Raw genomic sequence first — 15,000 nt, forward strand, 5'->3', positions numbered from 1 at the left:
TTATAGCTTCTGAAATTGTAGTTCATGAGGCCCTCAAAAAGCAATTATCATGTTGAAATTATATAATATTTTACCGAATTCGGCCTCATTTTGCAACTAATATTTGCGGGACAGACTCAAAAGAGACGCTCGAGGTGTATGAGCCCGAGTTGATCGTGATCGGTGGAGGCCGTTTTCGTGTAGACACGGAGCATGGGACCCTGGTCCTGTGGGATGACTCCCAGGCATACGGACGCTTCGACGAGCGGGGACTACCCGATAAAATCGCTACAGCGAGCCATGAGTGGAGTGGATTTCAGGTCAATATACAGTAATGAACGAGCAGGTGATTATCTTGAGTTTCTCGAGATTCTTTCCACGCCTCTCCCAAATGACGCGATTATGATCCAGGAAAGCAAGCTGTGCCAAGGAAAGGGATGTACCGTGTTTCTCTTGATTCAGCCTGACAGCCTGTGCATTTTTTCACAAAAGGGTCCTCAGTCTCTCCCAGGCATCAGAGAGACGTTTCGGGGAGACGGATATCGCCGTGCCGAGTTCAGGGGCAAATACAGACACCCTGTATTCATCAATGAGAGTCTCAAATTGCTCTATTTCTTCTGTGAGTTCTTTTGTTCTCTTTGCATCAAGAGGGTTTTTGGCCTCATTGAGGCAAAGCAGGAACGGCTCTAATCTGGATGCCTTTTTCCTGTCTTTCATGGGGTCAACGTATGCCCTCTGGGTCCTGACAGCCAGGGCATTCAGGTATCGCGGCAGGTCAGAAAGCCGGTCCAGCCTTGCATTTTCAGGAAAGTGCGGCGGAGTGAGCCTTATTAACTCTGCCTCCAGGTCTTTAAGGATCTGGGAGCAGCTCTTTCTATTTATTGCTGTATTTTGAAGACGCCTTATCTCTTGTTTCGCGGTGATGTGGGCCTCAAACACTTCTTTCAGCAACTGTATGATCGGGCCGGCCTGCTGAAAGACCTTTCCCTCTAATTCCCTGGCCCTATTCAGCAGATCGGATCTGCTCGGGATCTGTTTCCATGTTCCCAGCAGCTCTCTGCAGAGAAAGGCATATATGGATTGACCTAATTTCCGTTTGCCTCCAAAGGACATATAGACCTCTTGTGATAAGCCGCATGGTGTGCAGTTTCTCTTGAGATATCCAAGCTCTTTACCCAGGTAGTCGGCGAGGAGCCTGCTTGCCCCTTGCCGGGTTTCTGAAACGGCCTCATCCTGATTGAGAAAAAGCCTTATACATACGCTGTTATCTTCTGCAACAAGTCCTGGAAAAGCCTGTACGGGGCTCTTCCTGTCTCCTGAAGAGCCCGTGACTGAACTCGGGATATCCGGAAGATCTTTCAGATTAAGCCCGGATACTTCCCACCTGGCCTTGATCTTTAACCATTCGGGGTCATTTTGATTAAAGATGGAAGCGGTCCTTTTCCAGGTCTCCTGTAAGCGGTTGAGGTCACAGCCTGAATCAATGACTTTCCCATTTTGGTCTAATACATCGAATCTCATCAAGAGGTGAGGGGGGATGTCCTCAGGACTTGGCCACATTTTCCTTTCTACACGTATGCCGTATTGCCTGAATAGTTCTTCCTGTAATGAGCGGAGCAGGCCCTTTTCTGTTTTCTTGAGTCCTTTTCCCATATTTTCAGCGACCCTGGATATTGGTACCAGGTTTTTGCGAATTTGCCTGGGCAATGATTTCAGGAGATAGGTGATCTTTTCCTGCAGCAGACCAGGAACCAGCCACTCAAAGGGCTCAGGCGATAAAGTAGCGAGTATGCCCGAAGGGATCTTTACGGTGACTCCATCCGTCTCATCACCCGGACAAAAACGATAACTCAGAGAAAGCCTGTGTCCTGAGACCTCTATATGCCCTGGAAACTGGACGAGCACGTCGGTATCGGGGATTGACCTGAGCAGATCTTCTCTTGCAAGGCATAGAGGAGCATCGCTGCCGGAAATACGCAGGGCCCTGGCAAGAGAACGCTCATTACATATCACTTCAGGCCCCCTGGTGCCTCTTTCCCTTTGGGGTCTGTCTTTGAACAGCATTTTTTCAAGCTCTCTTAATCTACTGTCATAAAGGGAATAGAGGGTCTCCTCATCCACCATGATATCCCTCCGCCTGGTCCTGTCCTCCAGGTCCTGAGCCTCTGATATCAGTTCCATATTGTGAACGAGAAAGGGATATTTCTTTTTTAGCTCACCTGGGACCAGGGCCTGCCGTATAAAGATCTCCCTGGATTCGGCCGGATCGACTCCTCCGTATCTGACTATTCGTCTTTCCACTATGGGGAGGCCGAAAAGCGTGACCCTTTCCCATGCCATCACCTCTCCACGGCGTTTTTCCCAATGCGGTCCGGAGTAGGTGTGCCTGCAGAGATCACCGGCCAGCTTCTCTATCCATTCGGGCTCAATGGCAGCCGCTGTCCTGGCAAAAAGCCTGGATGTCCGTACGAGCTCTGTTGCCACTATCCATTTAGGACATTTTTTATAGAGTGAAGAGCCCGGAAAGAGGAAAATCTCTCTGCCACGGGCCGCTATGTAACGGGATCCCTCCTGCTTAAGGGCGATTTGTCCTAAAAAGCCCGAGAGGACAGAACAATGGATGGACCTGTTGATCGGGTGATCGGATGTCTTGATTGCCAGAGGAAAATCTTTAGACTCTTGGATGATATCCATTATCTGATCATGGATGTCCTTCCATTCCTGCATCCTGTTATAGGAAAGGAAGTTCTCCCTGCAGTATTTTCTCATCCGGTTCCTGCTGCGGCCGGCCTTCAACTCTCTGTGGTAGGCGTTCCATATCTTGATAAATGTCAGCAAATCAGAAGATGGATCCTTAAAGGAGTTATGGGCCTGATCCGCCTGGCTTTCTTTTTCCGCCGGGCGTTCTCTGGGATCCTGGATGCTCATGGCCGACGCAATAATAACCACCTCTTTCAGTGCGCCCTCATGCCTGGCCTGCAAGATCATCCTCGAAATTCGCGGATCCAGAGGCAGCCCGGCCATAATTCGCCCTGTCCTGGTCAGCCTGCCTGCCGCATCCAGCGCCCCCAATTCTCTCAGGGTGGTAAATCCCTCTTTTACGGCCTGGGGAGACGGGGCGTCCACAAACGGGAAGCCTTCAACAGGCCCGAGATTCATTGCATAGAGACGCAGTATGACCTCGGCCAGATTTGATCTGCGGATTTCAGGCAGGGTGTACTGGGGGCGATCCAGGTAGTCCTCTTCGCTGTAGAGCCGGACACAGACTCCGGCCTGAACCCTCCCGGCGCGTCCTGCCCTTTGGTCCGCACTGGCTCTTGATATAGGGGTGATTGGAAGCGCCTTTGTGCGGGACCTGACGCTATAACGGGCAATTCGGGCCAGGCCCGAATCAATGACATACTTGATTCCAGGGACTGTAATGGAAGTCTCGGCTATGTTTGTAGCAACTATGATCTTCTGAACAGGGGCCGGCCTGAATATGCGCTTCTGGTCCGAAGCGGCCAGCCTGCCGTACATGGGAAGTACCAGGGCCTCATCCTTACATCCGGCCCTTAAGATCTTGACGGCCTCCAGTATCTCTCTCTCGGTGGGAAGAAAGACAAGTATGTCGCCAAAGGGATCTTTCCCCCTGATCTCCTCTGTTGCAAAAATAACCTTTTCAACAGTAGTTATATCAGATTCTTCATCTTGTTCTGTAGGTTTGTAGCGTATCTCCACGGGGTAACCGCGACCTGCAATCTCTATCACAGGCACCTTGCCGAATGCCTGGCGGAAATGTGCCGTGTCCATGGTGGCGGATGTGATAATGACCTTCAACTCAGGCCTGGCAGGGAGGAGTCTCCTGAGTATACCCAGGAGGAAGTCTATATTGAGACTCCTCTCATGGGCCTCATCTACAATTATGGTATCATATTCCCTTAACCTGGGATCTTGCTGCGCTTCAGCCAGGAGCATGCCATCCGTTACGAATTTGATCCTGGTTTCAGGCCCGGTACTGTCTCTGAAGCGTATTTTGTAACCAACGAGCCTGGATCCATGAAGACCAAGCTCTTCGGCAACCCTGGCCGCCACAGTGACAGCCGCCACCCTCCTGGGTTGTGTGCAGGCAATCTTCCTATATGCACCCCTTCCTGCTGCAAGGCATATTTTGGGCAGTTGAGTGGACTTCCCCGAACCTGTCTCCCCGCTGACAATTATTACCTGGTTCTCCCTCACGGCAGAGACCAGATCATCCCACACACTGCAGATAGGGAGACCCGGGAAGCAATTGGGAATCCGGAATTTAGAATCAGGAACTCTAATTCTCATTTCTCCTTTTTCGTTCCTGATTCAAAATTCTGTAAGATAGGGATTTGTCCTTTTTTCTTGCCCAATAGTGGATGTGGGGCGGTCACCGTAATCGTGCCCCGGAAGTACTATGGTGGAATCCGGAAGAGGAAAGATGTGGATTTTGAGGGACTTGATCAGGGTCTCAAGGGAGCCTCCCGGCAGATCCGTACGGCCGACAGCACCGACAAACAGAGTGTCTCCGGTAATTACATGGCCGTGCCCGTAAAGACATACCGAGCCGGGCGAATGTCCCGGGGTGTGGATTACTTCAAATCTGAGATTGCCGATCTTGATCACATCTCCATGGGCGATATATTCATCTGCCGGAGGGGCCGGCTCAAAGCCCCAGGCCCTGAACATTTCGGCTGTCTCGGGATTTCTGAACATGAGGTCGTCGGCCTTGTGCATTAATACAGGTGCACCGGTAAGGGCCTTCATCCTCTGATTTCCGCATGTGTGGTCCGGATGGCCATGGGTATTGATTATATAGCGCAGGGTAAGGTCTGAACCGGTGATTTCTTTTGCCAGCTTTTCTTCACTTCCTGCAGGATCAATGATCATGGCCTCGCCCGTATCAGGGCATCCTATTATATAGGCCTGGACATCCAGGGGGCCGACAGTGTAGACCTTTAATATCATCCGGCCCCGGTCTCCTTTCTTCTCCTTTTGAGTGCAAAGCTGCCTGCAGAAAGACCGGCGATACAACCTTCTCCAACGGCCTTTGCCATCTGAAAGGGGGGTCCGCATATATCCCCTGCTGCATAGATGCCTGCTATGTTGGTGGCCTGTTTTTCGTCAGTGACGATATAAGTGAATTTTTCCGGGTCCAGACTTACTCCCAGAAAGGAGGTGAGTTCCACGGCCCCTTTGGCGCCTTTTTCAATAAAGAGTCCGTCAAGAGAAAGTTCGGTGCCGTCGCTGAGCACAACGGCATCCAGCTTGTCGGTGCCTCTGAGTTCCTTTATTTTGCATCCGGCAGCCATTATCACATTTCCTTTTTCAAGTTCCGCCCTGAGCGCAGGGCTCACCTTCAGATCCTCAGTTATGAGTGTTACCTTCCTGGCTATCTTACTCAGAGTGAGCGCACCATGGGCAGCAGCGCTCCCGTCTCCTGCTACCGCTACTACTGCATCCCTGTAAAAATTTGCGTCGCAGTCAACACAGTAGCTTATTCCCCTGCCCACCATGTCTTTTTCTCCTTTGAGTCCAAGGCCTCGACGTGCTACACCGGTTGAAATTATCAGGGCATAGGCAGAGTATGTCTTTCCGCTTTCAGTGGTTACCTGGTATGCGTTACCCCGGAGGGAAGCAGTGGCTACAGCGTCTTCTTGCAGGAACTCTGCCCCAAAATACTCTGCCTGCTGCATACCTGCTGACAGGAGTTCCTCACCTGTCTTTACTCCGGGCACACAGCAGTAGTTCTCGATATGGGCCTTGTACAGGCTGCTGGATTCCGGACGGCCCAGCACCAGCACCCTGGTCTTTTTCCTTGCCGCATGAATTGCGGCCTGCAGCCCGGCAGGTCCTGTTCCAAGAATGATTACGTCGTATAAAGGGATAAATTTTTCGTCCATATTTCCATTATACCCGAAAGTCCTGCAATCCCATTGCCCATTCCAGCACGGCCTTGTGAAGATGCATCTTGTTTTCCGCCTGATCCCACACTACTGAATGCCGCCCTTCCAGCACCTCTTCGCTTATTTCCTCTTCTCGATGGGCCGGGAGGCAGTGGAGGACAATGGCATCTGTTTTGGCCCTGGCAAGAAGTGCCCTGTCGATCTGATAGGGGGCAAATATCTTGCGGCGTTTCGATGCCTCTTCTTCCTGGCCCATACTGGCCCACACGTCCGCGTTTATGACATCAGCACCTTCTGCCGCCTCTTCCGGATCAGTCGTAAGTGTGATGGGTGCCGTGGACCCGGCCCGGGCCTTGCTCAAGATTTCTTTATCAGGCCCGTACCCCTCCGGGCAGGCCAGGACAAGGGCAAACCCGAGCCGGCCTGCAGCCTGGATCCATGAGTGGGCCACATTGTTTCCATCACCCACCCAAGCGACCTTCAGGGACCCCATGTCTTCATCCTTGTATTCCATCACGGTCATGATGTCAGAGAGGACCTGACATGGATGATGCTGATCAGTAAGTCCATTGATAACAGGTATGCCTGACCACCTGGCAAGCTCATCAACTACATCATGGCCAAACGTTCGTACCACGAGACAGTCCAGATACCGGGACAGCACCCTGGCCGTATCCCTAAGGGGCTCCCCTCTCCTCAGCTGCAGGTCCCTTGAAGACAGGAATGTCGCGTTGCCGCCCAGTTGTAACATTGCGGCTTCAAAGGAGACCCGGGTCCTTGTAGACGGTTTTTCAAAAAGCAACCCGAGGATTTTGCCTGTGGCAGGTCTGTATGGGAGACCGGACTTATAGCGATTCTTAAGCTTCAAGGCGCGGTTGATAAGAAAGAGGATTTCGTCAGAAGATAAATCAGAGACAGTCAGATAGTGTCTGGGATTTGGTGATTTAGTCATGGGTTAATCCATTTCATGAATCCCATACGGGCTTAGTGATTTCGCTCAAAATGCCCCAGATGCAAGGCGCGAGATTTCCGAGGAACGAGGCGTATTTTGCATACGTCGCAGTGACGAGAAAATCGAAGCAACGCAGCAGATAGGGTGTTTTCAGCGAAATCATCATATATTGTTCTCAAGTGCATCCAGCACAGCATCGATTTCCGCTTTGGTAACAATCAAGGGCGGTACCAGGCGGAGTATCTTTTCCTGGCCCAGCAGCACCAAAAACCCCTCTTCCATGAGCCTGTTGGCCAATTCAGGCACGGGTTTCCTGAATTCAATGGCCTGGATAAGTCCCCTGCCGCGCACCTCAAGAATTGCTTTCGGATGCCTGCCCGCCAGGGATTCGAGACCTTTTTTCAGGTATGTGCCCGTCTCCTTCACCCTGTCAAGAAAACCGGGTGATGTCAGGGTTTCGATAACCACCTTTGCCGCAGCACAGGCCACTGGGTTTCCACCAAAGGTGGATGCGTGGCTCCCGGGCCGCAGGCATGATATCACTTCCTCTTTCGCGAGCATAGCCCCTATGGGAAACCCGTTTCCAAGGGCCTTTGCAAGGCAGATCACGTCGGGGACTACCGGGGTCTGTTCATAGGCAAAGAGTGTCCCGGTCCTTCCCATCCCCACCTGGACCTCGTCAAACATGAGCAGGGCGCCCAGGCGATCACAGATCTCCCTGGCTGCAAGGAGAAACTCATCACTGACCGGCCGCACCCCTCCCTCTCCCTGGACGGGTTCGATCAGGACCGCAGCGGTCCTCTGACCTGCAGCCAGCTTGAGGGCGGTGATGCTGTCGGGCGGGACATGGATGAAGCCTGATGGCATGGGCTCAAATCCCTGCTGGAATGCAGGTTGTCCCGTGGCGGCCACTGTTGCCAGGGTGCGGCCGTGAAATGATCCCTCCAGACAGATCACCTCATAACAGTCAGGACCGCGAATTTCGTGGCCGTAACGGCGGGCCAGCTTAAGGGCTCCCTCTACGGATTCCGCTCCTGAGTTACAGAAAAATACCCTGTCGGCAAAAGAGTTTTCCGTAAGCAGATGCGCCACTTCCAGTTGGGGCAAGGTCCAGTATAGATTTGAGATATGGACCAGTGTCCCGGCCTGGCGGGCTATTGCCTCCGTGACTCCGGGATGGCAATGCCCCAGGCTGCAGACGGCAATCCCTGCAGCAAAGTCCAGATATTCTTTTCCCCTGTCATCCCAGACCCTGCAGCCCTTTCCCCTCACCAGAGTTACGGGAAAACGGCTGTAGGTATCTGCAACACAGGAGCTGAGTGATTGAATTGTCACCGGACAATCTCCGTTCCAACCCCGGCATCTGTGAACAGTTCCAGCAAAATGGCGTGCTCCTTCCTTCCGTCGATTATGTGGGCCTTATTGACCCCGTTGCTGACGGCCCTCAGACACGCCTTTAGTTTCGGGATCATTCCGCCGGTTACAGTGCCATCTTCCAGGGCCTTTCTTACACTATCCGCTGTCATGGATGGAATCAGTTCATCCTTCGAATTCATGACCCCCGAGACATCTGTCAGGAGTATGAGCTTTTCAGCTTTCAGTTCTCCTGCTACGGCCCCGGCAACAAGGTCGGCGTTTATGTTGTATGCCTGTCCCTCAGGTCCGACGCCGACCGGGGCTATAACCGGTATAAAACCTGAGCCCTCAAGGGCCTTAAGCACCCCTTCATTGACAACTGACACCTTTCCCACTTTTCCAATATCTATGATTTCAGGCGGACGTTCATCACCGGTGTATTTGTAAATCTTCATGGGATCAGCCTGTATGAGATCGCCATCCCTGCCGGACAGACCCACCGCCCGTCCTCCATGGCGATTGATAAGGCCCACTATCTCCTTGTTGACAGTACCGACCAGCACCATCTCCACTACGCTCATGGTCTCATCATCAGTGACCCGCTGGCCTTCGACAAACATGGGCCGGATACCCATCCTCTCCATTATTTGGCTTATCTGGGGCCCGCCTCCATGGACAATGACCGTATTGATGCCCACGTATTTCATCAGGATGATGTCCAGCGCGAACTTCTCCTTGAGGGATTGTTCCGCCATGGCGTGGCCACCATACTTTATGACAATGGTCTTGTCGGCAAACTGTCTGATATAGGGAAGGGCCTCAATAAGAATCCGTGCCCGTGATAAATTGTCCATAAATTATCTGGTCGCTGTTCAAAAGGATCACAGGATGAACCTGCTCAAATCCTCGTCCTTGACTATGTGCTTCAATCTCTCCTGTACATATTTTGCCGTGATCATAATCTGCCGGGGGGCAACATCCGGGGCCTCGAAAGAGACCTCTTCAACCAGTTTTTCCATTACGGTATGGAGTCTTCTTGCCCCTATATTCTCCATACGCTCATTTACTTCAAAGGAAATCCTGGCTATCTCTTCGATCGCCTCCGGCTCAAACACCAGATCTATGTTTTCTGTGGCGAGCAATGCCTTATATTGAGTGACAAGCGCATTTTCCGGTTCTGTAAGTATCCTTACAAAGTCTTTCTGGGTTAACGGATCCAGCTCAACCCTGATCGGAAATCTTCCCTGGAGCTCAGGCACTAAATCAGAGGGTTTTGAGACGTGGAAGGCACCGCTTGCAATGAATAGTATGTGGTCGGTCACTACGATACCGTACTTGGTATGGACAGAAGTGCCTTCCACTATGGGCAGCAGATCCCGCTGTACTCCCTCTCTTGAAACGTCCGGGCCGACGCCCCCGCCTCCTTTGGCAGCAATTTTATCAATCTCGTCAAGGAAGATGATCCCTGACTGCTCGACACGGGCGATGGCCTTTTTCACCACCTTGTCCATGTCTATTAATTTCCCCGAGGCCTCTTGTTCAAGAATCTTTTTCGCTTCAGAGACTTTTACGTGACGACGCTTCCGTTTATCAGGCAACATGCTGGACAGCATTTCCTGGATGCTGCTCTGCATCTCTTCCATGCCCGCAGCGGCAAATATTTCTATCATTGGTGAAGAGGGCCTCTGGGTAACCTCCAGCTCCACGAAGCGATCGTCCAGCTTTCCCTCTCTCAGCATCTGGCGGAAGCGCTTTCTGGTCGAGGTCTCTCCCGTATCCTGTTCTTTCTTGACACTCGGCAACAAGAGGTTCAGGAGCTGTTCTTCCGCCAGGTCTTTGGCCTTTGCCACCACCTTTTCCTTCTCCTCGGATTTTACCATGTCCACCGCAAGGTGGGTGAGATCCCTGATCATGGACTCGACGTCACGGCCCACATATCCGACTTCAGTGAACTTACTCGCCTCGATTTTGAGAAAAGGAGATTTTGCCAGTCTGGCAAGGCGTCTTGCAATCTCGGTCTTACCCACTCCTGTGGGCCCGATCATAATGATGTTCTTCGGGGCGATTTCATCCCTGAGCGGCTCAGGGACCTGCTGCCTCCTCCATCGATTCCTGAGCGCTATGGCCACTGAACGCTTGGCCTGTGCCTGGCCGATAATGTACTTGTCCAGCTCGGTTTCTATCTCTCTTGGGGTTAAAGGTCTGATTTCCGCTATTTCCACTGGGTCTCTTATTCCTCCTGGGTTTTCAAGCTCTCAATTATTATATTTTTATTAGTGTAAATACAAACAGAGGCCGCGATGTTCAGGGAGGCCTCGGCTATCTCCCTGGCTGAAAGATTACTGTGAGCCACAAGGGCCTTTGCTGCAGAAAGGGCATAAGGCCCTCCGGAACCTATGGCCAATATTTCGTCATCAGGTTCTATCACGTCGCCAGAGCCTGAGATGAGGAAAGAATTTTTCTCATCAACCGCAACCAACAGGGCCTCAAGCCTCCTTAAAATCTTGTCCGTGCGCCATTCCTTGGCAAGCTCAACCGCTGCACGCACCAAATTACCCTTGTATTGCTCAAGCTTCTGCTCAAGTTTTTCGAACAGGGTAAAGGCATCGGCAGTTGCACCTGAAAAGCCGGTAAGGACCTTTCCATCGTAAAGTTTCCTTACCTTTCTGGCATTGTGCTTGATAATCGTATTCCCCATTGTCACCTGCCCGTCACCCGCAAGCACCGTCTCGCCATTGTGACGGATAGCCAGGACGGTAGTACTATAGATACTGTCCTTTGCCCGGCCCTTCATTTTATTGTTATACACGTTTTACTCCACATCCTTGATTTTTTGGGATTTTTTCTTCGTACTATTCAGCTTGACTTCAGCTTTTCCTTTTTTGCCCTGGGATGGGCACTGCCATATACCTCGGCCAGATGACTCAGGTCAAGATGCGTATAAAGCTGCGTAGTCGCAAGGCTCACATGACCCAGCATTTCCTGAATCGGTCTGAGGTCCGCACCTGATTCAAGCAAATGGGTCGCCATGGAGTGACGGAAAGTATGAGGGGTGGCAGGCGAGTTCAGCCCGATCTCTGACCTTCTCCTTGCAACCAGTCGTTCTATACTCCGCGGACTCAATCTGGTGCCGGTTCGATTAATGAAAAACGCCTTTTCGTCTCCGCGATGCAGCCTTTCCAGCAAGGCATCCCTGAAAGGCAAATAGGCCTTCAATGCCTCTGCCGCCTTGCTGCCAAAAGGAATTACCCGTTCTTTATTGCCCTTGCCCTTTACACGCACCATCTCAGGTGAGAGGGAAACACTTGCGACATCCAGGCCTGAAAGCTCGCTGACCCTTAATCCCGAACTGTACAGCAGCTCAAGGACGGCCCGGTTCCTGAAGTCCTGGAATCCATGTCTCCTGCCGGTTTCTACCATGGAAACGGCCTCATCCACAGAGAGATAAGCCGGCAGGATTTTTTTTGTTTGAGGCGCCCTTATACCATCAGCAGGACTCCTTTCAACTATTTCCTGCCTGAGCAGGAACCGGAAAAAGCTTCTAATAGAAGCCAGCTTACGGGCCACGGTATTTCTGCTTGCCCCCTTTTTCTGCATTGAGGCAAGCCATGTCCTTATCTCTTTTGCAGTGATGGATGTTGTATTTCTCCCAGAGCCTATATACCTGCCGAACTCTTCAATATCTCTTCGGTATGCTGCTATCGTGTTCGGAGAAGCATTTCTTTCAACCTTGAGAAAATCCATAAATATCTTAATTTCATTAATCATCAGAAACCACGCTCTGCCCTGAGAAAAGAAATGAGGTAAGGTTTTTTCTATAACACACATCCCTTAGAATTCAATAATGATCTCATCGCCAGTAAATATTCTTATAAACCCGTGGTCCCACGTAACCGTTCACTGGAAGGGGATATTTCTTTTCACTTCACACTTCAGCCCCTTGTTTTCTAAGGCTTTTGACACGGGGGAGTCTTGCCCCCTCCGCATTCGCCTTACGCTGCGCTTAAGGCGATGCGGTTTCCCCCACAGCAAAAGCAGGGAAAACTACGGGGGCTTCCGTTAAACCGTTCAAAGAAATATCCCCTCCCAGTAAACGGTTGCCATCCGTACCCTGCCGCAGGAGCGGTTTGCCTTTTGCAGGGTTTCGATCGCGGGCCGGATTGCACTGCCTCTCCGGTCTGCAATGAGTGAGCTTTGAAACCCGGAAAAAGGTAACCGCTCCAAGGCAGGATATAACGGGTTCACCGGATATTTACCATCGCCATGGATATCTAATTAAGATTGATTGACTCATGATCGATGAGAAAAAGAGCGAAAGAATTAATATGGGTCTTGATAGAAAATTTGACCGTTAGTCAGGATTGTGGGGACTCCTATGGACCATGAAGAGCTAAAGGCATGGATGGGGCTGCAGTTAGTGCCTGGTGTGGGGAGTATGACCCTGAGACGGCTTGTGGAACACTTCGGCTCGGCCAGGGCGGTATGGGAGGCCGGACCTGCCGATTTTTCAGATATAGCGCAATTTCCTGCCCATGTTCGAGATGCCCTGGCAAGAGGCCCTGACGAAAAAACCATTGAACATAGTATCGATGTCCTTGAAAGGATAGGGGCATGGACCATGACCTTCTTGAGTAAGGACTATCCATCGCTTTTGAATGAGATACAAAACCCGCCGGCACTGCTTCATGGTATCGGCGATCCCTCTTCCCTGAAAAATAGGGCGGTTGCTGTTGTCGGTTCACGATACCCCAGCTCCTATGGATTGGATGTAGCCCGAATGCTGTCATCTGAACTTGTGCAACACGGTTATACAGTGGTCTCCGGCCTGGCCCTTGGAATAGATACTGCTTCTCACGAGGCGGCCCTCAGGTCGGGTGGAACCACAATAGCCGTAAAGGGATGCGGCATAGACGTGGTTTATCCCAGGCAAAATGCAGGACTTGTCAATCGCATAGCAGATAATGGGGCGGTGATTACTGAATTACCGCCCGGTTCATCTCCGGAAGCAAAAAATTTTCCAATCCGCAACAGGATCATCAGCGGCCTCTCCCTGGGAGTCGTGATAATAGAAGCAAGCATGAAAAGCGGTTCCCTGATCACTGCTTCCTGCGCCCTGGATCAGGGCAGGGAGGTAATGGCGGTTCCGGGGAGCATTTACTCCTACAGGAGCAGCGGCACGCACTGGCTTATCAAGCAGGGAGCACGGTTGGTAGAGAACTTTACAGACATAACAGAAGAGCTTGGTTCGGAAAAACAGGGGCCCAATAAAGACATTTCGCCAGGCGTTCCCGGAGAGCACCCCGAGCTTTCACCCGAAGAACAAAAAGTCTTTGACAAACTTGGGCCCTATCCGCAACATATAGACGATATCGCTCATTTGTGCGGGCAGCCTGTTGCCCAAGTCAGTGGACTTTTACTCCAAATGGAGCTAAAAGACCTGATCCAGGCCTTCCCAGGCCAAATATATCAACTTAAGTGAGAGATAAACGTTTAGTGCGACCACTTCATAGCAGCCGGCAGCCTTTTTTTGGGTTTCAAGGCATAATCCGTTGCAGATACACATTTTGGTGCGATCCGCCCGCGGTTGAAACCCTGCAGAAGGCTGCCGGCTGCCAGACAGGCAGTGAATAATTACTAAGTGAGAGTGATTTTATGAAAAAGGGCTTGTTAATTGTAGAATCCCCGACCAAGGCACGGACCCTCAAGCGCTATCTGGGCAAAGACTTCGACATCAAGGCCTCTGTAGGCCATGTGAAGGATCTCCCCAAGAAACGTCTGGGAGTTAATGTCGAAGATAACTTTAGGCCGGAGTACGAGATAATTCGTGGCAAGAGCAAGATAATCAAAGAGCTTAAGTCTGCGGCATCCAAAGTGGATGACATATATCTGGCCCCTGATCCGGACCGGGAGGGAGAGGCCATAGCATGGCATATAGCAGAGGAACTACAGGCCAATGGGGGAAAAGCCAGACGGTTCCACCGCGTGATGTTCCACGAACTGACTGAACAGGCGATCATGAAGGCCATCAAATGCCCGGGGGAACTGGACAGGAACAAGTACGAGTCCCAACAGGCAAGGCGGATCCTGGACAGGCTGGTCGGATATAAAATATCTCCTTTACTATGGAACAAGGTAAAAAGAGGGCTTTCGGCAGGACGTGTCCAGTCTGTTGCTGTTCGAATAATATGTGACAGAGAGAGGGAAATTCAGGCCTTTGTACCGGAAGAGTACTGGACTGTTACTGCTCAACTGGAAGGCCCCAAGCCGCCTCCCTTTTTGGCAAAGGTAGTAGCCCTTAAAGGTAAAAAACTCTCGATTCCCGACGGGGAAAAGGCCCAAAAGGTAGTGAGAGACCTCGAGTCGGCTGATTTCAGGGTCAAAAAGGTTGAGACTAAAGAGAAGAGGAAATTCCCTTCACCTCCGTTTATCACCAGTACGTTGCAGCAAGAGGCAGCCCGTAAGCTCAAGTTTTCTGCCAAAAAAACCATGATGCTGGCACAGAGACTCTATGAGGGTATTGATTTGGGAGATGAAGGTCCGGTTGGGCTCATAACCTATATGAGGACCGACTCCACCAGGGTGGCCATGGAGGCGGTCAAGGAGGCCAGAACCCTCATTAACGGGAGATTTGGAAAGGATTTTGTGCCGCAAAGGGCACCGGCTTATAAACGGGGAAAGATGGCCCAGGATGCCCATGAGGCAGTCAGGCCCACCTCGGTTGCCAGGACCCCGGAGGATGTCGCGCCCTATCTGGATAAGGCATCCCTGGCTCTGTACAGGCTTATCTGGAAACGCTTCATTGCT

11 protein-coding genes (1 of these 11 cut by a window edge) are annotated in these 15,000 nt (G+C 51.4%); 2 read left to right on the top strand and 9 right to left on the bottom strand.

Translation table 11 applies throughout. From position 1 onward, the window contains the following. Positions 1-462: 462 nt before the first annotated feature. From hrpA to xerC, 9 genes are all read right to left on the bottom strand, one after another. Complete coding sequence (gene hrpA, locus C4B57_05130) at positions 463-4,290, bottom strand: ATP-dependent RNA helicase HrpA (GenBank protein ID PXF54987.1); 3,828 nt, start codon at positions 4,288-4,290, stop codon at positions 463-465. 21 nt (positions 4,291-4,311) lie between these two features. Next, complete coding sequence (locus C4B57_05135; GenBank protein PXF54988.1) at positions 4,312-4,950, bottom strand: MBL fold metallo-hydrolase; 639 nt, start codon at positions 4,948-4,950, stop codon at positions 4,312-4,314. Then, complete coding sequence (locus C4B57_05140) at positions 4,947-5,885, bottom strand: thioredoxin reductase (protein ID PXF54989.1); 939 nt, start codon at positions 5,883-5,885, stop codon at positions 4,947-4,949. Before C4B57_05140 ends, C4B57_05135 begins: the two co-directional genes overlap by 4 nt. 7 nt (positions 5,886-5,892) lie before the next feature. Beyond that, complete coding sequence (argF, locus tag C4B57_05145; protein ID PXF54990.1) at positions 5,893-6,840, bottom strand: ornithine carbamoyltransferase; 948 nt, start codon at positions 6,838-6,840, stop codon at positions 5,893-5,895. A 162-nt stretch (positions 6,841-7,002) separates the two neighbouring features. Further along, complete coding sequence (locus C4B57_05150; GenBank protein ID PXF54991.1) at positions 7,003-8,175, bottom strand: aspartate aminotransferase family protein; 1,173 nt, start codon at positions 8,173-8,175, stop codon at positions 7,003-7,005. After that, positions 8,172-9,050 (bottom strand): acetylglutamate kinase, encoded by an 879-nt coding sequence (argB, locus tag C4B57_05155; protein PXF54992.1) that lies wholly within the window; start codon positions 9,048-9,050, stop codon positions 8,172-8,174. Before argB ends, C4B57_05150 begins: the two co-directional genes overlap by 4 nt. A 27-nt stretch (positions 9,051-9,077) precedes the next feature. Then, positions 9,078-10,403, bottom strand: a complete 1,326-nt coding sequence (locus C4B57_05160) for an HslU--HslV peptidase ATPase subunit (GenBank protein PXF55015.1) — start codon at positions 10,401-10,403, stop codon at positions 9,078-9,080. Positions 10,404-10,426: 23 nt separating this feature from the next. After that, positions 10,427-10,990: an HslU--HslV peptidase proteolytic subunit gene (locus tag C4B57_05165; protein PXF54993.1), complete on the bottom strand. Its 564-nt coding sequence runs from the start codon at positions 10,988-10,990 to the stop codon at positions 10,427-10,429. A 62-nt stretch (positions 10,991-11,052) separates the two neighbouring features. After that, positions 11,053-12,024, bottom strand: coding sequence for a tyrosine recombinase XerC (gene xerC / locus C4B57_05170; GenBank protein ID PXF54994.1), 972 nt, complete (start codon positions 12,022-12,024; stop codon positions 11,053-11,055). Between the two features lie 547 nt (positions 12,025-12,571). Between xerC and dprA the strand changes: the two genes are divergently transcribed. Together dprA and C4B57_05180 are read left to right on the top strand one after the other, a co-directional pair. Then, positions 12,572-13,675 (top strand): DNA-protecting protein DprA, encoded by a 1,104-nt coding sequence (gene dprA / locus C4B57_05175; protein PXF54995.1) that lies wholly within the window; start codon positions 12,572-12,574, stop codon positions 13,673-13,675. Positions 13,676-13,848: 173 nt separating this feature from the next. Continuing rightward, positions 13,849-15,000, top strand: partial view of a type I DNA topoisomerase gene (locus tag C4B57_05180; protein ID PXF54996.1) — the 5' portion only. It continues 1,131 nt past the right edge of the window; 1,152 of the gene's 2,283 nt are visible here — the first part of the coding sequence; the start codon lies at positions 13,849-13,851; its stop codon lies beyond the right edge, outside the window.

The sequence above is a fragment of the Deltaproteobacteria bacterium genome (assembly GCA_003194485.1).
Lineage (GTDB): Bacteria > Desulfobacterota > Dissulfuribacteria > Dissulfuribacterales > UBA3076 > UBA3076.

Excerpts from the sequence above, each read along its gene's own strand:
- hrpA (PXF54987.1), bottom strand. The coding sequence starts at position 4,290 with ATGAGAATTAGAGTTCCTGATTCTAAATTCCGGATTCCCAATTGCTTC.
- C4B57_05135 (PXF54988.1), bottom strand. The coding sequence starts at position 4,950 with ATGATATTAAAGGTCTACACTGTCGGCCCCCTGGATGTCCAGGCCTAT.
- C4B57_05140 (PXF54989.1), bottom strand. The coding sequence starts at position 5,885 with ATGGACGAAAAATTTATCCCTTTATACGACGTAATCATTCTTGGAACA.
- argF (PXF54990.1), bottom strand. The coding sequence starts at position 6,840 with ATGACTAAATCACCAAATCCCAGACACTATCTGACTGTCTCTGATTTA.
- argB (PXF54992.1), bottom strand. The coding sequence starts at position 9,050 with ATGGACAATTTATCACGGGCACGGATTCTTATTGAGGCCCTTCCCTAT.
- C4B57_05165 (PXF54993.1), bottom strand. The coding sequence starts at position 10,990 with ATGAAGGGCCGGGCAAAGGACAGTATCTATAGTACTACCGTCCTGGCT.
- xerC (PXF54994.1), bottom strand. The coding sequence starts at position 12,024 with ATGTGTGTTATAGAAAAAACCTTACCTCATTTCTTTTCTCAGGGCAGA.
- dprA (PXF54995.1), top strand. The coding sequence starts at position 12,572 with ATGGACCATGAAGAGCTAAAGGCATGGATGGGGCTGCAGTTAGTGCCT.